At 73.6% G+C, this 21,991-nt stretch carries 19 protein-coding genes and 1 riboswitch; of the genes, 10 read left to right on the forward strand and 9 right to left on the reverse strand.

Annotated elements, in window-relative coordinates; all coding sequences use genetic code 11:
• Positions 1 to 166 precede the first annotated feature (166 nt).
• The 5 genes from K7B10_RS09615 (at position 167) to K7B10_RS09635 (ending at position 5,598) form a co-directional block, all read left to right on the forward strand.
• Positions 167 to 958 carry a helix-turn-helix domain-containing protein gene (locus K7B10_RS09615; protein ID WP_229335662.1) on the forward strand — a complete coding sequence of 264 codons (792 nt, stop codon included), beginning with the start codon at positions 167 to 169 and terminating at the stop codon, positions 956 to 958.
• Between the two features lie 303 nt (positions 959 to 1,261).
• Positions 1,262 to 2,281: a hypothetical protein gene (locus K7B10_RS09620; protein WP_229335663.1), complete on the forward strand. Its 1,020-nt coding sequence runs from the start codon at positions 1,262 to 1,264 to the stop codon at positions 2,279 to 2,281.
• Positions 2,278 to 2,841, forward strand: coding sequence for a toxin-antitoxin system, toxin component (locus tag K7B10_RS09625; RefSeq protein WP_229335664.1), 564 nt, complete (start codon positions 2,278 to 2,280; stop codon positions 2,839 to 2,841). The genes K7B10_RS09620 and K7B10_RS09625 overlap by 4 nt, the downstream gene beginning before the upstream one ends.
• Before the next feature lie 109 nt (positions 2,842 to 2,950).
• Entirely contained in the window at positions 2,951 to 4,393 is a 1,443-nt protein-coding gene (locus K7B10_RS09630; RefSeq protein WP_229335666.1) for an NAD(P)/FAD-dependent oxidoreductase, read from the forward strand.
• Positions 4,390 to 5,598, forward strand: a complete 1,209-nt coding sequence (locus tag K7B10_RS09635; protein ID WP_229335667.1) for an MAB_1171c family putative transporter — start codon at positions 4,390 to 4,392, stop codon at positions 5,596 to 5,598. The genes K7B10_RS09630 and K7B10_RS09635 overlap by 4 nt, the downstream gene beginning before the upstream one ends.
• 19 nt (positions 5,599 to 5,617) lie before the next feature.
• Here K7B10_RS09635 and K7B10_RS09640 read toward each other — a convergent pair whose 3' ends face one another.
• Together K7B10_RS09640 and K7B10_RS09645 are read right to left on the reverse strand one after the other, a co-directional pair.
• Positions 5,618 to 6,871 (reverse strand): NADH:flavin oxidoreductase/NADH oxidase family protein, encoded by a 1,254-nt coding sequence (locus tag K7B10_RS09640; protein WP_308284569.1) that lies wholly within the window; start codon positions 6,869 to 6,871, stop codon positions 5,618 to 5,620.
• Between the two features lie 220 nt (positions 6,872 to 7,091).
• Positions 7,092 to 7,937, reverse strand: coding sequence for a bifunctional 5,10-methylenetetrahydrofolate dehydrogenase/5,10-methenyltetrahydrofolate cyclohydrolase (locus K7B10_RS09645; RefSeq protein ID WP_229344901.1), 846 nt, complete (start codon positions 7,935 to 7,937; stop codon positions 7,092 to 7,094).
• A gap of 99 nt (positions 7,938 to 8,036) precedes the next feature.
• Positions 8,037 to 8,136, reverse strand: a riboswitch (ZMP/ZTP riboswitch).
• A 108-nt stretch (positions 8,137 to 8,244) separates the two neighbouring features.
• Between K7B10_RS09645 and K7B10_RS09650 the strand changes: the two genes are divergently transcribed.
• Positions 8,245 to 9,006, forward strand: coding sequence for a methyltransferase domain-containing protein (locus tag K7B10_RS09650; RefSeq protein WP_229335669.1), 762 nt, complete (start codon positions 8,245 to 8,247; stop codon positions 9,004 to 9,006).
• Between the two features lie 225 nt (positions 9,007 to 9,231).
• Positions 9,232 to 10,824: an RNA polymerase sigma factor gene (locus K7B10_RS09655; protein WP_229335671.1), complete on the forward strand. Its 1,593-nt coding sequence runs from the start codon at positions 9,232 to 9,234 to the stop codon at positions 10,822 to 10,824.
• Positions 10,825 to 10,931: 107 nt separating this feature from the next.
• On the opposite strand, the gene K7B10_RS09660 is transcribed toward K7B10_RS09655, so the two are convergent.
• The 6 genes from K7B10_RS09660 to K7B10_RS09685 all read right to left on the reverse strand — a co-directional run bounded on the left by K7B10_RS09660 (position 10,932) and on the right by K7B10_RS09685 (position 18,600).
• Positions 10,932 to 12,743 carry a vWA domain-containing protein gene (locus K7B10_RS09660; RefSeq protein ID WP_229344904.1) on the reverse strand — a complete coding sequence of 604 codons (1,812 nt, stop codon included), beginning with the start codon at positions 12,741 to 12,743 and terminating at the stop codon, positions 10,932 to 10,934.
• Positions 12,744 to 12,745: 2 nt separating this feature from the next.
• Positions 12,746 to 13,807 (reverse strand): ATP-binding protein, encoded by a 1,062-nt coding sequence (locus K7B10_RS09665; protein ID WP_229335672.1) that lies wholly within the window; start codon positions 13,805 to 13,807, stop codon positions 12,746 to 12,748.
• A gap of 94 nt (positions 13,808 to 13,901) precedes the next feature.
• Positions 13,902 to 14,342 (reverse strand): SRPBCC family protein, encoded by a 441-nt coding sequence (locus tag K7B10_RS09670; RefSeq protein ID WP_229335674.1) that lies wholly within the window; start codon positions 14,340 to 14,342, stop codon positions 13,902 to 13,904.
• A 73-nt stretch (positions 14,343 to 14,415) separates the two neighbouring features.
• A complete protein-coding gene (locus tag K7B10_RS09675; protein WP_229335675.1) occupies positions 14,416 to 15,801 on the reverse strand; it encodes an amino acid permease in 1,386 nt (461 codons plus the stop codon).
• A gap of 76 nt (positions 15,802 to 15,877) precedes the next feature.
• Positions 15,878 to 18,016, reverse strand: a complete 2,139-nt coding sequence (locus K7B10_RS09680; RefSeq protein WP_229335676.1) for a phage holin family protein — start codon at positions 18,014 to 18,016, stop codon at positions 15,878 to 15,880.
• 179 nt (positions 18,017 to 18,195) lie between these two features.
• A complete protein-coding gene (locus K7B10_RS09685; RefSeq protein WP_229335678.1) occupies positions 18,196 to 18,600 on the reverse strand; it encodes a hypothetical protein in 405 nt (134 codons plus the stop codon).
• Between the two features lie 140 nt (positions 18,601 to 18,740).
• Between K7B10_RS09685 and K7B10_RS09690 the strand changes: the two genes are divergently transcribed.
• Both K7B10_RS09690 and K7B10_RS09695 read left to right on the forward strand, forming a co-directional pair.
• A complete protein-coding gene (locus K7B10_RS09690; protein ID WP_229335680.1) occupies positions 18,741 to 19,517 on the forward strand; it encodes an MBL fold metallo-hydrolase in 777 nt (258 codons plus the stop codon).
• Positions 19,518 to 19,576: 59 nt separating this feature from the next.
• Positions 19,577 to 20,200: a DedA family protein gene (locus K7B10_RS09695; protein ID WP_229344906.1), complete on the forward strand. Its 624-nt coding sequence runs from the start codon at positions 19,577 to 19,579 to the stop codon at positions 20,198 to 20,200.
• A gap of 39 nt (positions 20,201 to 20,239) precedes the next feature.
• On the opposite strand, the gene K7B10_RS09700 is transcribed toward K7B10_RS09695, so the two are convergent.
• Positions 20,240 to 20,836: a TetR/AcrR family transcriptional regulator gene (locus K7B10_RS09700; RefSeq protein WP_229335682.1), complete on the reverse strand. Its 597-nt coding sequence runs from the start codon at positions 20,834 to 20,836 to the stop codon at positions 20,240 to 20,242.
• A gap of 183 nt (positions 20,837 to 21,019) precedes the next feature.
• Here K7B10_RS09700 and K7B10_RS09705 point away from each other — a divergent pair, with 183 nt between their 5' ends.
• On the forward strand, positions 21,020 to 21,964 hold the full coding sequence (locus K7B10_RS09705; RefSeq protein WP_229335683.1) for an alpha/beta hydrolase family protein: 945 nt from the start codon (positions 21,020 to 21,022) through the stop codon (positions 21,962 to 21,964).
• Positions 21,965 to 21,991 lie beyond the last annotated feature (27 nt).

The raw sequence follows: 21,991 nt of genomic DNA on the forward strand, positions 1-21,991 counted from the left end.
ACCGGAATTCTGACGTGTGGTCAAGGTTCCCACAGCGCGGGCCGCGGGGAAGGTTCCGCGCCATGGTGCGTGCGGGTGCTTCCACGCCCTCCGGGTCCGTCCGCCGCAGTACTGGACCGGGGGTGGACGAGCCGCCGCGCACGGCCCCTCGGTTAACGTCGTGGGCATGACCTCCACCCCGTCCGTCGGAGCCCTGCTGCGCACCTGGCGGGAGCGGCGCGGCATCAGCCAGTTGGAGCTGGCGGGCCGCGCCGGCTCCTCTTCCCGGCACATCAGTTTCGTCGAGACCGGCCGCTCCCGGCCGAGCAAGGAGATGGTCCTGCGGCTCGCGGACCACCTCGACGTGCCGGTGCGCGAGCGCAACACGCTGCTCCTCGCGGCGGGTTACGCCCCGCACTACACGCAGACCCCGCTGGACGACCCGTCCCTGGGGGTGCTGCGCGAGGGCCTGGAGCGGCTGCTGACCGGCTACGAGCCGTACCCGGCCCTGGTCGTGGACGCCACGTACGACGTCGTCGCCGCCAACCGCGGCATCGCGATGCTGCTCGACGGGCTGCCCGAACACCTGCTGGTCCCGCCGCTGAACGCCATGCGGATCACCCTGCACCCGCAGGGCCTGGCGCCGCGGATCCGCAACCTCGGGGAGTGGCGCGGGCACCTGCTGGCCCAGATGGAGCGGCAGATCGCGCTGTCCCGCTCGGCGCCGCTGCGCGCGCTGTACGAGGAGGTGTCCGGGTATCCGGTCACCGGGCGGCCCGGGGAAGCGGGGGCCGGAGCCGAGGAGGCCGTCCCGCACATCGCGCTGCCGCTGCTGATCGAGCACGACGGGCACCTGCTGTCCTTCGTTTCCTCGATCGCCACGTTCAACACCCCGACGGACGTGACGGTCGCCGAACTGGCCGTCGAGACGCTGCTCCCGGCCGACGCGGCGACGGCGAAGTACCTGCGCTCTCCATGACGGGTCGCGGCGCTCGCGCGGTCGCGGTCACGGTGACGGCCCCGCGGTCGAACGCGCTGGTGGGACGGGTCCCGAGGCCGAGTGCGCGGTCTCGGGGCCCGATGGCTCCACTGTGCCGCCGGGCCCGCACCGGGGTCGATTACCTCCGGGGTCATGCCCGCGGGGCGGGGGCGGGCTTGCCAACCTTCTTTGACTCACATCGCAAGAAACGTTGGGATTCTCCTGTTTCACCGAGGGGCGGAGGGCTACGCTGCACCCAGCCGAAGCTCTCGAACGTCCTCTCGACATACGGAGTACCTCACGGTGCCAGCTGCCGACCGACCCGACCTGGCCTCCGCCTGGGCGCGCGTCACGGCGTTGGCCGAACGGAGCGGGCGGGACCCGGCCGACGTGCTGTGCCCGGAGCGGCTGAGCCGCCTGTGCGGGGTCGAACCCGCGCTCATCCCGCAGGTGGTGGCCGGGACCGCGCCCGAAGTACCGCTGTGTCTGAGGGTGCACCGGCGCTTCCTGCGGCTGCGGGCCACCCGCCGGGACAAGCACGGACGGGAGTGGTCGCTGGCCGCCATCGCGGAGGACTTCCACGCGCCCGGCGCCTCCCTCGGCCCCCTCAACGCGGGCACCGGACTGCCGCGGCTGGGCCACGCGGCGGGTGTGCAGCGGTTCTTCGGGGTCTACGCCGGCTTCCTCCTCGCCGACAGCCAGTGCGCGGTGGAGCACGCCCTCGCCACCACCGGCGCCGGCGCCTCGGCGGATCTCGGGCACCTCTCCTACCTGACGGGCATGTCCCCGCAGGACATCCGGCTCACCCTCGACGGCGCGCCGCCCCGGCTCCCGCTCAAGGAGCAGGTCCGCCGGCGGTTCGAGCACCTGCGGCGCACCCGGCCGCGCCCGGACGGCCAGGCCCACTCCCTCGCCGCCATAGCCCAGTCCTTCTGCGCGTCGGGGCAGTCGCTGACCCGCCTCGCGCGCGGCGACGGCCTGCCCAACCTCGCGGCGGCCGCCGGGATCCAGCGCTTCTACGGGGTCGACGGCGGCTTCCTGCTGGCCGATGACACCGAGGCGCTCGCCACCGCCCTCGCCGGGATCGAGCAGGAGCTGGAAACCGCCGAACGGAGCACGGAGAACCCGATGCTGGCCGTCCTGCGGGCGCACGATGTACGGAGCATCGTCACGCGTGCCGGGCGGCTCTCCCCGGCGGGCTGGAAGTCGCTGGCCGACCACCTCGACGACCTGCTGGCCCGCGAGGGCCAGCTGACACGCGAGAGCGCGGGCCGCGTGGCGGTGCCGGACGACCGGAAGGCTGCCGATGGGGGAACGCCATGAGGACCACACGGAGCATGCGGAAACTCGGCGGCGAGCTGCTGGCGGAAGCGCGCCTGGCGCAGCCGGCCGACGCTGCCGAGATCATCGGAAGCCTGTGCGCCGCGTACGGCCGCCGGCGCGGCGGCCGGCCCGTGGAGTTCCGGTTCGCCGGGTTCCCGCCCGACACGGCCAGCGGGCTGTGGCTGGAGATGGAGGAGCGCGACCTGCTCGTCATCGAGGAACGCACCCGCCCCGAGCACCAACTCGTGATCGCCTGCCACGAGTTATGGCACCTGGAGGAGGGCACCTGCGACAGCCACGGCCCGGGCATGGCCGTGGCGGCCCGGCTCACCGGAGACCGGGGCGACCTCGCGCAGCTGCTCCACTCGGAGACCGGACTGGGCAGCGTGGTCCGGCAGGCGGCCGCTCGCGCCGACCGGGAGGATCCGGCGGAGATCCGGGCCGAGACCTTCGGCCTGTACCTCGGCCAGGTCCTCAAGGCGTACTTGCCGGGGCCCCGCGAGGAGCGGTTCCCCGAGGCGATCGAGCGCATCAAGTCCTCGCTCGGCTGGGGCCGTTGAGTGCACGCCTCCGCGGCGTACCGATGACGCCCCGGTGACCGGCGCCTCCCCTCCCGACGCACCTCACGCGCGCCGCTGCCCCCGCACGGCCCCGACAGAGAGCACCACGATGACCCAGTCCTCCCCGCCCCGCCACGCCGTCGTCATCGGCGGCAGCATGGCCGGCCTGCTCGCGGCGGCCGTGCTCGCCGAGCACGCGACGGTCACGATCATCGACGCCGACACGCTGCCCGACAGCCCGGCGCCGCGGCGCGGACTCCCGCAGGCCCGGCACGTCCACGTCATGTGGTCGGGCGGGGCGCGCGCCATCGAGAAGATACTCCCGGGCATCACCGACGCGTGGACGGCGGCCGGCGCGATCCGCCGCAGCCTGCCGACCGACCTCGTCACCATGACGGCGCAGGGCTGGATCCCGCGCTGCGGGGAGAAGCAGTTCAACATCTCGTGCAGCCGCGACCTCCTCGACGCGGTGGTCCGCGCCCGGGTCACGGGGCTGCGCGGTGTCACCACGCTCCAGCAGAGCCGCGTGCGGGCCCTGGAGGGCACGGCGGCCCGCGTCACCGGCGTCCGCGTCGACACCCCCGGGGAGCAGAACCGGCTGGTGACCGCCGACCTCGTGGTCGACGCGAGCGGGCGCGGCTCGCGGGCCCGGGCCTGGCTGCAGGAACTGGGGGTCGGCGGGATCAGACAGGCACAGGTCGACTCAGGCCTGGTGTACGCGACCCGGATCTTCGAAGCCCCCGCCGGGGCGCACGAGATGGGCTTCCCGATCGTCAACGTGCAGTCCGATCCGCGGGTGTACGTACCCGGGCAGACCGCGACGATCGTCCCCATCGAGAACGGCCAGTGGCAGGCCACCCTGTCCGGCACCCGCGGCGGCCAGCCCACCGGCGACCCCGAGCGGTTCATCCCGTTCGCCAAGGGCCTGCGCGACCCGATCGTCGGCGAGCTCCTCGACGGCAGGAAGCCCCTGAGCGACATAGCCGTCACGCAGGGAACCGCCAATCGCCGGGTCTACTTCGAGAAGGCGGACCTGCCCGACGGGTTCTTCGCCGTCGGCGACTCCGTCGCCACCTTCAACCCGCTGTACGGGCAGGGCATGACCGTCGCCGCACAGGGGCTGCTGGCCGTACGGACCCTGCTGCGCACCCAGGGGCTCGCCCATCCCTCCCTCGGCCGCGAGGCGCAGCGCGCGCTCGTCCCTCAGGTGTCCACCGCCTGGGAGCTCGCCACCTCACAGGACATCCTGTACCCGGGGGCGACCGGCATGAAGCCGCGGGCCGGTGTCGGTCTGCTCAACGCGTACGTCAACCGGCTGATGACCGGAGCCACCACGCGGGAGGCGCTCACCGCCGCGTTCCTCCAGGTCATCACCATGAGCAGCACCCCCGCGTACTGGCTGCGCCCCTCGGTGGTCTGGCGCGTGCTGCGCGCCTCGGACCGGGGTGCGCTGAAGGCGCCGCCGCTGACGGCGGCCGAGCGGGCCGTCGCGGGGCTCGACCAGGGGTCCGGGCCGGTCGATCCCGTGGGCCCCGTCGGTCAGGCGCGATGAACGACGGTCTCATCCTCTACGTTCCGGGGTCGGTGATGATCCTGGCGCTGCTGATCAAGGCGCCGACCCTGCGCCGGGGCTGGGACCAGCCGCTCATGCGGGCCGTGTGCACCCTGCTCGTCGTCGGCTGCCTCGTCATGTTCCTGGCGGCGCCGCCGACGATCTCCGCGGTCAACCGGCTCACCGGGATCGTCAACTTCTCGGCCCCGCTGGTGTACAGCGCGCTGACCGCGTTCTCCGGGTCGTGCATCGTCCTGGTCCTGCAGTGGGGCGGCGGCCCGCCCGCCGTCGTACGGCGGGCCACCCGGCTGACGGTGGCCGTCTTCAGCGCCGTCACCCTGTTCATCGTCGTCCTGTTCGCGATCGGCGACGCGCCCGTGGAGCGGCTGCGCGACCTGGACACGTACTACGCCAACACGCCCTGGCTGCGGGAGATGATCGTCTGCTACCTCCTCGCGCACACGGTGGGCAGTTCGACGCTGACCCTGCTGTGCTGGAAGTGGCTGCTGCGCGTGCGCCCCTCGCTGCGCCCGCTGCGTACCGGACTGGCCCTGATCGTGCTCGGCGGGGCGCTGGACCTGGGCTACCTGGTCGCGAAGTGGGCGGCGGTGGGCGCCCGCTGGGCCGGCCGCGACTGGGACGGCCTGTCCACGTACGTGGCCCCGCCGTTCGCCTCCGCCGCGGCCCTGATGGTGGGCTCGGGGTTCATCGTCCCGCTGGTCGGCGGCTCGGCGGCCTGGCGGGACTTCAGCCGGTACCGGCGGCTGCACCCGCTGTGGAAGGCGCTGCGCGGCTTCGCCGCGTCGAGCGTGACGACGGTGCCGCTGACCTGGTGGTCGCCGATAGGGATCCGGCTGATCCACCGCGAATCGGTGATCGACGACGGGATCCTGGCCCTGGCCGGCTGGTTCGACCCGGCCGTGCGGGGCGCCGCCTACGAGGCCGCCCTCGGCCAGGGCATGTGCACGTCGCGGGCCTCGGTCGTGGCCGACGCGGCCATGCTCGCCGCGGCCTGCCGGCGCCGGGAGGCGGCCGCCACCGAGGCGTCGGCGGCCGCCGACCGGGCGGCCGAGGGCGAGGGCGAGGGCGACCAGGGGCTGCCCGAGCCGTACCGGCTGGACTCCCGGCCGCTGGCCGCGCTGGCCCGGGAGTTCCGCACCTCCCCCATCGTGGCGGCCGTACGGCGGGACCGGGCCGCGCTCTGAAGGCGCCGGCCGCCGGTCTTCACCCGGCGAGGGCGTCCTCCGGCTCGGGGTTCCGCGCGAGCCAGGCCCCGTACGCCCGCACCCGGCGCCAGTGCTGGAGCTGGTCGAGGGCGAACGTGGCCCGCGGGGAGGCCGCCGGGCGCGGCTCCAGCCCGCGGGCCAGCCGGTGCAGCTGGAAGCGTACGAAGGCCAGCAGCGCGGCGCCGGCCAGGTCCCGGTCCTTCCAGCGCAGCCGCTCCACGGTCACCCGTACGTCCTCCCCGGCGCGCCAGCGGGCCGGCAGATCGGGGCGGAACGCCAGCGCCGAGGCGAGCCCGACGACGGACACCCCACGGGCCAGGACCTTCCGGGCGGTCTCCTGGCGGCCTATCCCGCCGGTCAGCATCAGCGGCATCGTGGCCGCGTCCAGGAACTGCTCGGCGAAGGTGAGGAAGTACGCCTCCCGTTCGAGGGTCCGCAGGTCGGCGGTGCGGCCCAGGGTCGCGGGGCTCTCCACGCTGCCGCCGGACAGTTCGACCAGGTCGACGCCGAGGCCGCCGAGGGCCTCTAGGACCTGCGCCGCGTCCTCGGTGTCGAAGCCGCCGCGCTGGAAGTCGGCGATGTTGAGCTTGACGCCGACCGCGAAGCCGGGGGCCACCTGCGCGCGGACCGCGCGGACGACCTCGGTGAGCAGCCGGACCCGGTTCTCCGGGCTGCCGCCCCAGCGGTCCGTGCGCCGGTTGACCAGCGGGGAGAGGAACTGGCTGAGCAGGTAGCCGTGGGCGGCGTGGATCTGCACCCCGTCGAAGCCCGCCTCCTCGGCGCGCCGGGCCGTGACCGCGAACCGGGTGATGGTGGCCTCGATGTCGGCCTCGGTCATCGCGGTGGGGCGGGCGAAGCGCTTGGTGTGCTTGCCGAGGCTCACGCCGATGTCGGAGGGCGCCCAGGCCGTGCCGGGCATCTCGGAGCCGACCTGCCGGCCCGGGTGGTTGATCTGCATCCAGACCCGGCCGCCTCCGCTGGACGCGGCCCCGGCCCAGCGGCGGAAGGGGTCGAGCGGGGAGCGGGCGTCGAGGACGATGGTGCCCGGCGCGGTCAGCGCCCGGCGGTCGACCATCACGTTCCCGGTGATCAGGAGTCCTGCGCCGCCCTGCGCCCAACGGCGGTAGAGGCGCTCGATGCGCTCGTCCGGCAGCTGGCCGGACCCGGCGAGGCTCTCCTCCATGGCCGCCTTCGCCAAGCGGTTCGGCAGGACCGATCCGCCGGGCAGCTCCAGTGGCGTGAACAGGTCCATCAGCAGTCTCCCCAGGAAACGTGTTGCACGTGTCATCGCGCGCCCCGGCGCAAAACATACCGCCCGCTCCCCGAAGCCCGTCAGGCTCCGTCCACAAGAATCAAGGCACCCCGGACACGCGGAACGCCCCGGGCCGAAGGGCCCGGGGCGCCTGCCGTACGCGGCGTGCGTGCGCGGCGTGCGTACGCGGCATTCCCGTACGCGGGGTGCGGCGCGGCGGTCAGAGGTCCGCGAGCTCCAGCCCGGCCTGGGCGGCGGCCGCCCGGACCGTCTGCTCCAGCAGCACGGCGATGGTCATCGGGCCGACGCCGCCCGGGACCGGGGTGATCAGCGAGGCGCGGGCGGCGGCGGACTCGAAGTGGACGTCGCCGACGTTGCCCTCGTTGTAGCCGGCGTCCAGGACCACGGCGCCCGGCTTGATGTCCTCGCCCCGGATGAACTCGGCCTTGCCCACGGCGGCGACCAGCACGTCGGCCTGGCGCACGATCGAAGGCAGGTCGACGGTGCGGGAGTGGCAGTAGGTGACGGTGGCGTTCTGCTCCAGCAGCAGCATGCCGGCCGGCTTGCCCAGGATCGCGCTGCGCCCGACGACCACGGCGTGCTTGCCGGTCAGGTCCACGTCGTACTCGGCGAGGAGCCGCATGATGCCGCCGGGGGTGCAGGACACGAAGCCCGGCAGCCCGAAGCCCATGGCGGCGAAGGAGTGCATGGTGACACCGTCGACGTCCTTGCCCGGGGCGATGGCCTCGAAGGCGGCGCGCTCGTCGATGTGGTGCGGGACCGGGTGCTGGAGCAGGATTCCGCTGATCTCCGGGTCCTCGGAGAGCGCGGTGAGGGCGGCGACGAGCTCCTCGGTGGTGGTCTCGGCCGGCAGCTCCACGTGGCGGGAGGTGATCCCGGCCTTGGCGCAGCGGTTCTGCTTCATCTTCACGTACGTCACGGACGCCGGGTCCTCGCCGACCAGCACGGTCGCGAGACAGGGGGCCGTGCCGGTGCGCTCGGTGATCTTCGCAGCGAGGACGGCGGTCCGCTCCGAGACGCGGCGGGCGAGGGCGGTGCCGTCCATCAGCCGGGCGGGGCCGGCATCGGTGACGGTGGCAGTGGCAGTCTGGGCAGTCGTCACGGGGTCTCCTGAGCGTCGCTGCGGATCGCGGTTCGCGGGTTCGCGGTTCGCCCAGGCGCGCGGCAGGAGACGTACGTGCGGGGACGTACGCCGGGCCGCTCCCCGGTGGTGATCCACCCGAACGCCAGTCACGGCCCGGCTCCACTCTAATGGACCCCGTCGGCGGATGCGGTGGTGCGTGGCGGCCCTCGGCGCGCGGGATCCGGTCAAACCGGTGGATCACCGGCGTCCCACCTGGGACGATCGAGACATGACACGCACTTTCGACCACCTCGTCGCGGAAGCCGAGTCCGTTTCCGTCGACGGCTGGGACTTCTCCTGGCTCGACGGCCGGGCCACCGAGCAGCGCCCCTCCTGGGGATACCAGCGGCTGCTCGGCGAGCGTCTGGCCCGGGTCCGCTCCGCCCTCGACATCCAGACCGGCGGCGGGGAGGTGCTCGCCGGGGCCGGGCCGCTGCCTCCGCTCATGGCGGCCACCGAGTCCTGGCCGCCGAACATCGACAAGGCGACCCGGCTCCTGCACCCGCTGGGCGCCGTCGTGGTCGCGGACTCCGACGAGCCGCCGCTGCCGTTCGGCGACGAGGCCTTCGAGCTGGTTTCCAGCCGCCACCCGGTGACCATCTGGTGGGAGGAGATCGCGCGGGTGCTGCGTCCGGGCGGTACGTACCTCTCGCAGCAGGTCGGTCCGGCGAGCGTCTTCGAGCTCGTCGAGTACTTCCTCGGACCCCAGCCGGAGGAGGTCCGGCGCGGCAGGCACCCCGACGACGCGGTGGCCGACGCCGGCAAGGCCGGCCTCGACGTGGTGGACCTGCGCTCCGAAAGACTGCGTACGGAGTTCCACGACATCGGGGCCGTGATCTACTTTCTCCGGAAGGTGATCTGGATGGTGCCCGGCTTCACGGTCGGGCAGTACCGGGACCGGCTGCGCGAGCTCCATGAACAGATCGATCGTGACGGCCCGTTCGTGGCGCATACCGCCCGTTTCCTCATCGAGGCCCGCAAAACGGGCTGACGGGAAGGGTGCGCAGGCGCGGACGGATCCACGGCCGAATGGTTGCGCGCCCACAGCGTGGCGCAGGTCACTCAATTCAGCGCGTAACGAATCGACTCGGGCATGCGATGAACCGACAGGTGTCCTCGCGCGGCCCCGGAATACAGACCCCCCTCGGGTCTGTTTCCCGAGTCCGCGCGATGATGTCCCGCCCACTCCCTATCTGTTCGCAACGAGAGGCTCCTTGTGTCGCTCAGCCCGTCCCGTACGTTCCCTCCGGAGATCGCCGAATCGGAGGCCCTCGTCGCGCTCGTCGAGCGCGGCCGCGAGCAGGGTCACATCAACGGTGACGACGTGCGCCAGGCCTTCGAGGCCGGCCGCATCCCGGTGGACCAGTGGAAGCGGGTCCTGCGCAGCTTGAACCAGGTCCTGGACGAGGAGGGTGTCGCGCTGCACGTCAGCGCCGCCCCCGCCACGAAGGCTGCCGCGAAGAAGCCCCGCAAGGCGGCCGCCGCGCCTGCCCGCACCGTCACGAAGAAGGCGGCCGCCGCGCCGCGCCCCATCGGTGCGCGCAAGGCCTCGGCCACCAGCGCGGCCCCGGCCACCGCGGCGGCGATATCCGCTTCGCCGGCCGCGGCCACCGAGGACGAGGTGACGGCCGACGCCGCCGCCGAGCCGAAGAAGCGGACGGTCAAGAAGACCGCCGCGAAGAAGACCGCGGTGAAGAAGACCGCCGCCGCGGCCAAGAAGACCAGTGCCAAGGACTCGGACGAGGGCGAGACCCCGGCCGCCGAGGGCGAGGACTGGGCCGCCGAGGACCTCGTCGACGAGGTCGAGGAAGAGGCCCCCAAGGCCGGCGGCTCCCAGGGCTTCGTCCTGTCCGACGACGACGAGGACGACGCCCCGGCGCAGACGGTCATGGTGGCCGGTGCCACCGCCGACCCCGTCAAGGACTACCTGAAGCTGATCGGCAAGGTGCCGCTCCTCAACGCAGAGCAGGAGGTCGAGCTCGCCAAGCGCATCGAGGCGGGTCTCTTCTCCGAGTACAAGCTCGAAGAGGAGGAGGACCACAAGCCCGCGTTCAAGCGCGAGCTGGAGATCCTCGTCGAGGACGGCCGCCGCGCCAAGAACCACCTGCTGGAGGCCAACCTCCGCCTCGTGGTCTCCCTGGCCAAGCGCTACACCGGCCGCGGCATGCTCTTCCTGGACCTGATCCAGGAGGGCAACGTCGGCCTGATCCGCGCCGTGGAGAAGTTCGACTACACCAAGGGCTTCAAGTTCTCCACGTACGCGACCTGGTGGATCCGGCAGGCGATCACGCGTGCCATGGCCGACCAGTCGCGTACGATCCGCATCCCGGTGCACATGGTCGAGATCATCAACAAGCTCGCCCGTGTGCAGCGCCAGATGCTCCAGGACCTCGGCCGGGAGCCCACTCCGGAGGAGCTGGGCAAGGAACTCGACATGACCCCCGAGAAGGTCATCGAGGTCCAGAAGTACGGCCGCGAGCCGATCTCCCTGCACACCCCGCTGGGTGAGGAGGGCGACAGCGAGTTCGGTGACCTCATCGAGGACTCCGAGGCGGTCGTGCCGGCCGACGCCGTGTCGTTCACGTTCCTCCAGGAGCAGCTGCAGTCGATCCTGGGCACGCTCTCGGAGCGTGAGGCGGGCGTCGTCTCGATGCGTTACGGCCTGAACGACGGCCAGCCGAAGACCCTGGACGAGATCGGCCGCGTGTACGGGGTCACCCGTGAGCGCATCCGCCAGATCGAGTCCAAGACCATGTCGAAGCTGCGCCACCCGTCGCGTTCGCAGGTCCTGCGCGACTACCTCGACTGAGTCGATCTCCTCCAGAACGCCCCCGACCCGCGGATCCGCAGGTCGGGGGCGTTCTGCGTCCGGCCAGGACGGATCAGGTCCGATCTGGTGAGGCCGGTCAGGTCAGGTCAGGTCAGGCGGAAGACGGGACCCTTGGGGGTGAACGGCAGGGAGGCACCCTGGGGGATCAGGTACGCGTGTTCGCGCCGGATGCGCAGGATGTCGCACCAGCCGTCCGTGATCACGAGCACCGGGGCCCCGGGCGGGAAGTCCTCCGCCCGCTGCAGCAGGTCGATGCCCGGCTGCAGCTCGGTGCCGCCGCGCCCGCGGACCCGTACCCGGCCCGCGATCTCGGTCGGGGGCAGATAGCCCGCGTCGTACGGCGCCGCGTCGCAGAAGACGACCCGCGCCGCCGGTACGTCGCGGGCCTGCGCGTACGAGGCGATCGCGCCCAGTGCCTTGCCGAGCAGGGCGGCGTTCATCGACCCCGAGGTGTCGAGAACCACGCCGAAGGTGCAGCGGGCGATCTCCTCGGGCGGGAAGTAGCGGCCCGCGCGCGGGATGTCCGGGGTGGAAGCCTGGCGGCGCGCCGGGCGCGCGAAGCTCCGTACCGGCTCGGGGCGCGGCACGTACTCGTCGAACCAGCGGGCGAGCCGGGCGTCCCACGGCACGGGCGGGTGGGCCAGGGCCCGGATCTCCTGGATCAGCCCTGCGGGCAGCAGGCCGCGCTCCCCGTACGTGTGCAGGTCGAAGCCCTGGACGAGGCCGCGCCGGTAGAACTCGTCCAGGTCGGTGTACGGCGCGCTGCCCGGGTGGGGCAGCGGCTCGCCCAGGATGTCCCCGCGGCCCTTGCCGCGCAGGGTGGCGAGGCGGCGCGTCCGGCGCAGGTCGGCGGTGATCCGGTCGTAGACCTCCTCGACGGAGAGGTCCCTCAGCTCCGGGTCGTACAGCAGCCTGGCGGGCATCTCGCCGACGCCCATCTCGACGAGCCAACCGTTGACCACGTAGTCGGCGGCCACGTTGTGCAGGTACGGGTCCCGGGCGCCGCGGCGCTCGCCGTGGCGCAGGGCGGCGTGCAGCATCTCGTGGGCCAGGATGAACCGCCATTCCTCGTCCTCGAAGCTGCGCAGCGGGTTGACGTAGATCTCCCCGGCGGTGGCGCTGACCGCCGCGATGTCGATGCCCTGGGCGCGGGCCAGCTCGGCGTCGGCGACGATCTTCAGGCCGCTGGCCAGGCCGCCGAGGAGCGGGTACGAGGAGACGAACCAGTTCAGGGCGCGGTCCCACGGGCGGTGCGCCACGCGCTGCCCCGTGACCCGGTCGCGGCGCCCGCCCGCCACCTCCATGGCGGCGGAGACGCTGCGGGTCAGGGCGTGCGCGAACGCGGTCTCCCAGTCGGGGACCTGGGTGGAGTTCCATGCGGGCCAGGTGACCAGGAGCTGGTCGGGACGGTCGCCGGCGGTGCCGCAGTGTGCGAGGGCGGCGGGGATGCCGTCCCGGCGCCAGCGGGCCGCGAGCAGTTCCTCGTCACCGCCGGGGTACTCGGCCGGGAGGTCGTCCGGGGGCCGGAGCGACGGCTGGGTCACCAGGAAGCGGTTGACGACGGCGCAGCGGGCGGCGAGGTCGAAGCGGTCGGGCTGCACGCGCTCGTCTACGGCCGCGGCCGGGACGTGGCCGAAGCCGAGGTGGAGCAGGGCGTGGGCGAAGGCCCAGGCCCAGGCCGCGGGGTCGGCGCGCAGCCCGGAGCGGACGTGGAGGACGCCGTTGGAGTCCACGGCGACCAGGCCCGCGGCGGGGGTTCGGGGGCACTTGGACTGCTCGCACACGCTTCCGCCGACGGCCGCGAGGGCCGGGTTCCGTTTGACCAGGGCGAGCCCCTCGGCGAAAGCCTGGGCGGCGGGGTCGGGCGCGGCGGCCTTCTTCGGCCGGGGGCGCGACACGCTCACCGGCGGGCCTCGACCAGGCGCGGCATGTCCCGGGCGGCCTCCACGAGGAACCAGGAGGGCAGCACCGGCAGGCCGTCGACGTCCTCGGCGATGACGGTCTGCGCCACCTCCACGGAGATCTCGGCGAGCTGGACCAGAAGCGCCTTGGCCCTGTAGGCGGTCTGGCGCAGGGCGGGCGAGACGTGCTCGCGCTGCGCGGGCAGCTCCTTGACCAGGCGGCCGCGGAAGGCCTCGGCGAGGTAGTAGAGCAGGTCACGGTCGGCGGGGCGGGTGGGCCAGGAGGCGTCGCCCTTCATGATCGCCTCGATGCCGAAGCTGTGCCGCACGATCTTGGCGTAGCCGCAGAAGGAGACGGCGTGCGCGGGGGTGAGGGTGCCGTGCGCGATCACCTTGAGGGTCTGCTCGTCCAGGTCCGGCCCGAAGGAGTGGAGGGCGTCGGAGAGCATGTGCCAGGAGCGCGGGGTGGAGAAGGGCTCCTCCGTCTTGGGCGGCTGCGACCAGAGGTGGTCGGGACGGTCGGTGAGGTAGTCGGTGACCCAGGGGTGGATGCCGTGCTCGCCGGCCCAGACCAGCCAGTCCCCCGCGGACACCTGGAGGTGGACGTGGGTGAGGCGGTTGACCAGTGCGGAGGCGATCGGCCGGGCCAGCGCATTGTCGGTGGCCCGGTTGCCCGCGCCGATGACGATGGAGCCGGCCGGCAGCTCGTAGGAGCCGATCCGGCGGTCGAGGATGAGGGAGTAGAAGGCCTTCTGGACGTCGGGGGTCGCGGCGTTGAGCTCGTCGAGGAACAGGCAGTACGGCTCGTCGCGGGCGATGGCCTCGGGCGGGCAGAACACGGAACGGCCGTCACGGATCTGCGGTACGCCGATCAGGTCCTCGGGCGCGAGCTGCGTGCCGAGCAGGCTGACGCACTCCAGGCCGAGCGAGTCGGCGAACTTCCTCACCAGCGAGGACTTGCCGATTCCGGGTGCCCCCCAGAGGAACACGGGCCGCACGGTGGCGAGGCCCAGCAGCAGTTCGGGGATCTGGGCGGGGGTGACGGTCACGGCGGCCTGCACGAGAAGCGGTCCTCAGGGGTGGGGTACGTGGCGCGCCCAGTGTGGGCGAACCCCGTACCCCGGAGCACCCGGTTTTCGCGGGCCGGTGCCGGCCTCAGTTCTCCAGGAGGTGCTTCAGCTTCTCCTCGTTGCGCGGCATCTCCTTGCGGGCGTACGGCTTGACCACGAGCGGGGCGATGACCTTGCCGATGCCGTGGCCCTCGAAGTCGAGGTCCAGGGTCACGCGCGAGCGCTTGCCTCCGTCGAGGGACTCGATGGTGCCCCGCACATCGCCGCGCACGGGTCCGCCGACCCCTCGGATGCGCCAGGTGTGCGGTCGGTCGAGCTCGGTGACCTGCATGGTCATCGGGAACGCCCGCTTGCCCATGCGCCGGGTGACGACGACCTTCGAGCCGACGTGGACGGGTGCGCCGTCGAGCGGGCGGGCGGAGACGGCGCTGTCCTGCCACTCCGGCAGGTGCGTGGGGTCCGTCACGTAGTCGAAGACGTCTTCGGGACTCCGGGAAATGTCGATGCTCTCTCTGATCGCGGACATGGCGACCCCTTACTGCCCCCTGCGTGTCCTCTCGTTTCCTTTCGCTCGCTCTTCTTCCACGCTACCGCGCAGGTCAGGCGGCAGCCCGGTGCCCGGCCCGGTGCTTGCGGGCGGACATCGCCGCGTAGACGAGGACGCCGGCGAAGAGGAACAGCACGCCCTGGTAGACGGCCGCGTAGCCGGAGCCGGCGACGAGCCACATCGAGAAACCGAAGGCCAGACCCGCGAGGACCCCGTCGCGGACCAGGCGGCCGCGGTGGACGCGCTCGGACTGCCCGGAGAGCAGGAAGTAGATCTGCGCGGCGGTCGAGAGCAGGTACGGGACGGTCGCCGTGAAGGTGGTGACCAGGACGAGGATCTCGAAGACCCCGTCCGAGCCGGCCGTGTCGTTGTAGACCGTCAGGCCGGAGGCCAGGACGACGGTGACGAGCACTCCGGCGACGGGGACGCCCCGCTTCTTCGTCTCGAAGACCTTGGGGAAGAGCCCGTCGCGGGCGGCGGCGTACGGGGTCTGCGCGCTGAGCAGGGTCCAGCCGTTGAGGGCGCCGAGCATCGAGATCACGGCCGCGCAGGCGACGAGCGTGCCGCCCCAGGTGCCGCCGAACATCGCGTTGACGGCGTCGGTGAAGGGGGCCTCGGAGGCGACCAGCTCGTCGTGGGGGACCAGGCCGAAGACGGCGAGGGTGCCCAGCAGGTAGACGGCGGCCGCGCCGGCGGTGCCGAGGATGGTGGCCCGGCCGACGTTGCGGGCCGGGTCGCGGACCTCGCCCGCGCTGACGGCGGCCGACTCGACGCCGAGGTAGCTGAAGAGCAGGATCGCCGCGGCGGCGGAGACCGCGCCGACGGGGCTCTGGTCGGTGGCCCGGAAGGGGCCGAGGTTCGCCGGGTCGAAGAAGAACAGCCCGCCGACGGCGACCAGCAGCAGCGGGGCGAACTTCAATACCGTGGCCACCAGTTGGACGGCGCCGACGTAGCGGGTGCCGGCCAGGTTGGCGAGCGCCGGGAGCCACTGCACGGCGAGGGCGGCCAGGCACATCGCCGCCTTGTGCCCGCCGATGGCCGGGAAGAGCACGGTGAGGTAGCCGACGGCCGCCACCGCGAGGGCCGCGTTCGAGACCCAGGCGGTGATCCAGTAGCTCCAGGCGGCGAGGAACCCGGCGAAGTCGCCGAACGCGGCGCGGGCGTAGACGTACGGACCACCGGTCTGCGGGAGCCGCTGCGAGAGCCGGCCGAAGACCAGGGCGAGGGCTATCGCACCGGCGGTGAGCACGCCGAAGGCGACGAGGCTGATCGTGCCGAAGGGCGCCACCGAGGCGGGCAGCAGGAAGATCCCGCCGCCGATGATGTTGCCCATGACCAGGCAGGTCGCGATCGGCAGGCCGAAGCGGCGCGCGTGGGGGCCCGGCCCCTGCTCGGGGGGTGCGGCGGCCTCGGCAGGCAGGGTTGCGGTGCTGGTCATCGGTGGTGCGCCTCTGGATGTCTCACATGCTGGGCAGGATCAACACATGGTCGACCACCGCGGAGGCGTCACAAAATCAGCGGATTTCGTCCCGTGCGGACACCCTTGCGGAAGGAAGGCTTCCGTCTTTTCCGTCCCCGGACGGAGGTTCCTCCACCGACTGCGCCCCGCGCGCCGCCGCCTCGCCCGCCGGCGGATCGACCGGCACCTGGGGGCCGTCCGCCTCCCGCAGCCAGCGCCGCAGCACCTCGTGCACCGCCTCCGCGCCCACCGGGTCCGGCCCCGGCTCCGACAGCTCCGTCGGCCACATCAGGAACGGGCGCCCCTGCTCCCCGCCCAGGCCGCCGTGCGAGCCGATCTGCTCCTCGAAGGCGTGCACCGACCCCGTGAGCGGGTCGTACGCCGAGTTCACCATGACGTCGGCCACGTGCGGGAAGGCGTCGGTCCGCCGGACCGCCCGCGCCGCGCCCGGCCCGAACCGGGCCAGCAGCTCCTGCGCCGCACCGGGCTCGTCGAGGCGGGCCACCGCCCCGCCCGGACCCAGCACCTCCCCGTCCACCAGCAGGAACCCGATTCCCGGGTGGTTGGCCAGGGTCGTCAGGAGGGCCGGGTGCGCCCGCTCGATCCGCTCCCGCGAAGCCCGCCCCGGCACGTCCGGGAAGGAGATCAGCCCGAGGTTGCCCGAGGCCAGCACCACCGGGTCCGGACCCCGCTCCGGGCGGGCCTGCTCGCCCTCCTCCACCGGAATGTGCAGGGCCGCGCGGACCGCCGCGCGGGCCTCGGCACCGCTGCGGGTGCGGCCGGCCCGGCGCGAGACCGGCAGCCCGCAGCCCGCGCGGACCAGGTCCTTCAAGGTCAGCCCGTACCGGCCCAGGAAGGTCTCCCCCGGGCTCTGGCCGTGGTCCGAGAGCAGCACGATCCGGTACTCCCGGGGTGCGTGCTCGGCCACGCGGGCGATCAGCGCGACGCTGCGGTCGAGCCGGGCCAGCACCCGGTCGGTGTCCCGGCCGTGCGGCCCCGAATGGTGGGCGACCTCGTCGTAGGCGACGAGGTCCGCGTAGATCGCGGCGCGCCCCGCGAGCATGTCTCCGATCACCGCGGCGACGACGACGTCCCGTTCGACCACCGTCGCGAAGGCGCGGATCAGCGGGTACAGCCCGCCGCGTGCCACCCGCGGCCGCTCTGCGCGCAGCCGGGACCGCAGCGACTGGCCGATCTCCCGGGCGACCTCGGCGACGAAGGACAGCGCGGTGCGGACGGCGTTGGCCGGGTCGCAGAAGTACGCGAAGTAGCCCGCGCGGGAACGGTTCGCCCGGCCCCGCCGCGCCGAGACCGACAGGACGAGGGCCAGCTGGTCGGCGCCGCCGCTGAAGAGGTTGCCCCGGCTCGCCCCGTCGAGGGTCAGCAGCCCGCCGTCGCCGGTGCGCGCGACGGCCCGGCGCTGGAGTTCGGCGGCGCTGGTGGGCCGGTTGCAGACCACCACCTCGCCGGTTTCCTTCTCGTACCAGCGGAAGGCGGGCACGTCGTGGTTGGAGCCGTGCAGGATGCCGAGCTGGCTGGCGCCGGTCTGGCTGGACCAGTCGGTGCGCCAGGGCATGATGTGGTGGCTTCCGTCCAGCCAGCCCGCCACCGTGGGCATCAGCGCGCTGCCCGCCGCGCGGCGCAGCGTCTCGTACCCGACGCCGTCGAGCTGGAGGAAGACCAGGCCGGGGGCGCTCGGGCCGGCGCCGGGCGCGCCCTTGCGCCGGGTGCGCCGACGGCGCCGGTCGGCGAGCCGGTAGAGCCGGCGCCGGTACGCCTCGTCGTCGCGTACCGCGAGGGCGGTCGAGGTGGCGGAGGCGACGGCGGACATCACGGCGGCCACCACCACGGCGGTCTCCGGGGCGACTTCACCGCGGCCGGACGGGATCAGACTGAGGGCGAGCAGCAGCACCGAGCCGTTGAGGAAGAAGACGAGCAGGCCGAGCACCAGGGCGGGCACCAGCAGCAGCGCCCGGACCAGCACCGGCCACACCAGTGCGCTCAGCAGGCCGAAGGCCCCGGCGCCCCAGGCGGCGGTCAGCCCGATCTCGGTGACGCTGTCGCCGTCGCCGGACTGGAGCCGGAAGTCGGGGAGGATGCCGGCGAGCACGAGCATGGTGAGGGTGGACACCGCCCAGACGAGGATCACCCGCACCAGGGCGCTGCCCGCGGTCCTCCACCGTCCTCGCCACACGCCGTACCGCCTCGTGTCTCCCCCGGATCCGCGCCCCGCCCGCGGTCCCGGCCGCACCCTCCAGCGTCGCACAGCGCGGCCGGCGCGGCCGGGCGGCGGGGTGGCGGGGTGGCGCACGGAGGTGCGAACGGCGCCGCCCGCGAGCGCGGGGCGCTCGCGCCGGACGCCCCCCAGCTCGTCTAGGTGCCGTCGTAGCCGGCGGTCGGCATGGACAGGCGGCGGTGCACCTCGGCCTTCATGGCGGAGGTGTACTGCGGCTCGGCGAGCCCTGCGGTCTCCAGCCGTACGCCGCGCCGCTCGCACTCGGCGGTGAACTCCTCGACGGAGCGCAGCGCGCGGGCCAGGACCCGGTGGTTGGGGGCGACGAACAGGTCGACCTGCCCGGCGTCGACGTCGCACCAGAGCCCGCAGTGGTTGGCGCGCAGCCCGTAGAAGAGCAGCGTCCTCGTCACGACGTAGCCCTGGTCGGCCGCCCAGCGGGCGCACATGGCGTACTGGCTGCGGGTGTCGACGGTGAAGGGGTCGGTGTCCAGATCCTCGAGTGGCGCCAGGCTGGCGATAGCGGCCACGCGCAGCTCATCCATGCCGCCCGACCCTACTCCGATCCGCGGCCCGGGAGGAGGGTGCCGTCACCTTCGGTTCGACGCGCACCGAAGGGGCAGGATCCCGGACACCTTCTAGGCTTCAAGGGGCCGGGGGACGCACGAGTCGACGGGGAGGCCGGGTGCCGGTGGAGATCACCTGGTGGGGCCATGCGACGTGCACGGTCGAGGACTCCGGGGTGCGCCTGCTGACGGACCCGCTCTTCGCCCGGCGGCTCGCGCATCTGCGACGGCGGCGCGGGGCGCCGCCCCCGCCGGAGGCGGCCGGGGCGGACGTGGTGCTGGTGTCGCACCTGCACGCCGACCACCTGCACCTGCCCTCGCTGGCCCGGCTGGCGCCGGGGACCCGGCTGCTGGTGCCCCGCGGCGCGCCCCGGGCCGTGCCGGGGCTCGCGCGGGTCGCGGCCGCGCGGGGGCTGCCCGTCACGGAGGTGGTCCCGGGCGACGAGGTGGACGTACGGGCGGGGGTACGGGTCCGGGCGGTCAGCGCGCGGCACGACGGGCGGCGGCTGCCGTTCGGGCCGCGTCTCGCGCCGGCGCTCGGCTACGTGGTCCAGGGCTCGGCTCGGACGTACTTCGCGGGGGACACCGGGCTGTTCGAGGCGATGGCCGCGGAGGTCGGGCCGGTGGACGTGGCCCTGCTGCCGGTCGGCGGCTGGGGACCGTACCTGGGGCCGGGGCACCTCGATCCGGTCGGGGCGGCGCGGGCGCTTGCCGCGCTGGCACCGGCGGCGGCCGTTCCGGTGCACTACGGGACGTACTGGCCGATCGGGCTGGACGCGGTGCGGCCGCACGAATTCCACGCGCCGGGCGAGGAGTTCGCGCGGCGCGCCCGGCAGCTGGCGCCGAAGGTGACGGTACGGGTGCCCGGCCACGGGGAACGGGTCCGGCTGCCGTGACGGGGCACGGACTCGGGCACGGACTCGGGCAGGGACTGGGGCACGGGGTCGGGGCCGCGGTGGCTGCGGCGGCCGGCCAGGTGCCGCCGGAGACGACCCGGCAGGCGGTGGGGTACCCGGCGCTGTTCCTGCTGGTGGCACTGGGGGCGCTGGTGCCGGTGATCCCGACGGGGGCACTGGTGAGCACGGCGGCGGTGGTGGCGTTCCATCAGCAGTCGCTGCCGTTCGGGGTGCTGCTGGTGTTCGTGGTGGCGGCGGTGGCCGCGTTCGCCGGGGACATGGCGCTGTACTGGCTGGGGCAGCGCGGGGTGCGGTCCCGGGGCGGCTCGCGGTGGCTGGAGGCGCTGCGGGGGCGGGCGACGCCCGAGCGCCTCGCACAGGCCCAGCGGAAGCTGGACGAGCACGGGGTGCTGGTCCTGGTGGTCTCCCGGCTGGTCCCGGCGGGCCGGGTCCCGGTGATGCTGGCCTGTCTGCTGGCCCGGCTCCCGCTGCGCCGTTTCGCCCGCGGCGACGCCCCGGCCTGCCTCGCCTGGGCGGCGACGTACTGCCTGATCGGCATCCTGGGCGGCTCCCTGTTCTCGGAGCCGTGGAAGGGCGTGGCGCTGGCGGTCGCCGTGACCCTGCTGATCAGCGCGGCCCCGCCGGTCTGGCGCCGGCTCGGGGGCCGCCGGGGCACCCCCTAGCGAGGGGGTGCCCTGTCGATCAGGGCGGGCTCGCGGCCGTCAGGGGCGGTGCGGCGGGCGGAGCCCCTCGACGAGGAGTTCGACCAGTCGGCGCGCGTCGTAGCGGGGATCGGTCCCGGCGCCGATGCAGAGGTTCCCGACGCCGCGCAGGAACGGGTACGCGCCGACGTCGGAGCGGATCTCGCCCGCCGCGGCGGCGGCGTCGAGGAGCTCGGTGCAGACCGGCAGGAGCCGGTCGAGGAAGTAGGCGTGCAGCGTCTCGAAGCCGGCGTTGTCGGCCTGCATCGCGGCCGCGAGCCCGTGCTTGGTGACCAGGAAGTCGACGAAGAGCCCGACCCACCGCCCGAGGGCTGCGTGCGGGGTCGGGCCGGCCGCCAGGAGGGCCGGTCCGGCCTCGGCGCAGGTCTCGACCTGGTGGCGGTAGACGGCGATGACGAGGTCCGCCCGGGTGGGGAAGTGCCGGTAGATCGTGCCCATCCCGACGCCGGCCTCGGCCGCGATGTCCCGTACGGGCGCCTCGACGCCCGAGGTGGCGAAGACCGCGGCGGCCGCGTCCAGCAGGGTCTGCTGGTTGCGCCGGGCGTCCTTGCGCTTGGACGCGGCCGGGCCGTCCGCGTTCTGGCCGCTGTCGTCCATCGCGGCGTTCCTTCCATGATCCTCGGCTTGCGAAACGGAACTACGCTCCGTATCGTTAACGGAACAACGTTCCGGTTCAGTCATGATGGCAGACCGGGGAGCCGCCCACCAGGCCGCCCTCGTCGGCGACGGCCCGGGCCCCTCCGACCGAAGACGCGCAGAAACCGAACGGAAGGCACTCCCATGTCCGAATCGAACTCCGCGAACGCCCGGCACGGCACGGACGCGCCCACCACGGTGGTGTCCGCCGCGCCGGTCCTCCTGCCTGCCCCGGACGACCGCGGCGAGGACCTCCAGGTCCGCGTCTGCGCCCCCGCCACCGGCGGCGACCTGCCCGTCATCGTCTTCTCGCACGGCTTCGGCTGGTCGATGAACGGCTACGCCCCGCTCGCCGACCACTGGGCCGCCCAGGGCTTCGTGGTCGTCCAGCCCACCCACCTCGACTCCCGGACGCTCGGCATCCCGCACGAGGACCCCCGTACGCCTCGGATCTGGCGGATACGCGTCGCGGACCTCGGGCTCGTGCTCGACGGGCTCGACGTCCTGGAAGCCGCCGTACCCGGTCTCGGTGGCCGCGTCGACCACGGCCGCGTCGCCGTGGCGGGCCACTCCTGGGGAGCCCAGACCGCGAGCACGCTGCTCGGCGCACGGGTCCTGGACGCCGACGGCGTTCCCGGCGAGGACATGTCCGACCCCCGCGTCACGGCGGGCGTACTGCTCGCCCTGCCCGGTCTGGGCGACAGCCTCACCCCGTTCGCCGCCGAGAACCTGCCCTTCATGAAGCCGTCCTTCGACACCATGACCACCCCGGCGCTCATCGTCGCCGGCGACAAGGACGACTCCGCGCTGTCCACCCGCGGGCCGGACTGGTTCACCGACGCCTACGCCCACGGCCCGGCCGGCAAGAGCCTGCTCACCCTGTTCGGGGCCGAGCACTCGCTCGGCGGCATCCCGGGCACCGAGGTCGCCGAGACGACCGACGAGAGCCCCGCCCGCGTGGCCCTGCTCCAGCGGCTCACCACGGCCTACCTCCGCAGCGCCCTCGGACTCGGGGACACCTGCTGGAAGGAGGCGGTCGCGGCACTGGGGAACGGCCCCGAGCCGCTGGGGACCCTGCGGAGCAGGTAGGAACCGGGCCGGCCGGGGAGCGGAAGG

The organism is Streptomyces flavotricini (assembly GCF_020639365.1).
GTDB lineage: Bacteria > Actinomycetota > Actinomycetes > Streptomycetales > Streptomycetaceae > Streptomyces > Streptomyces flavotricini.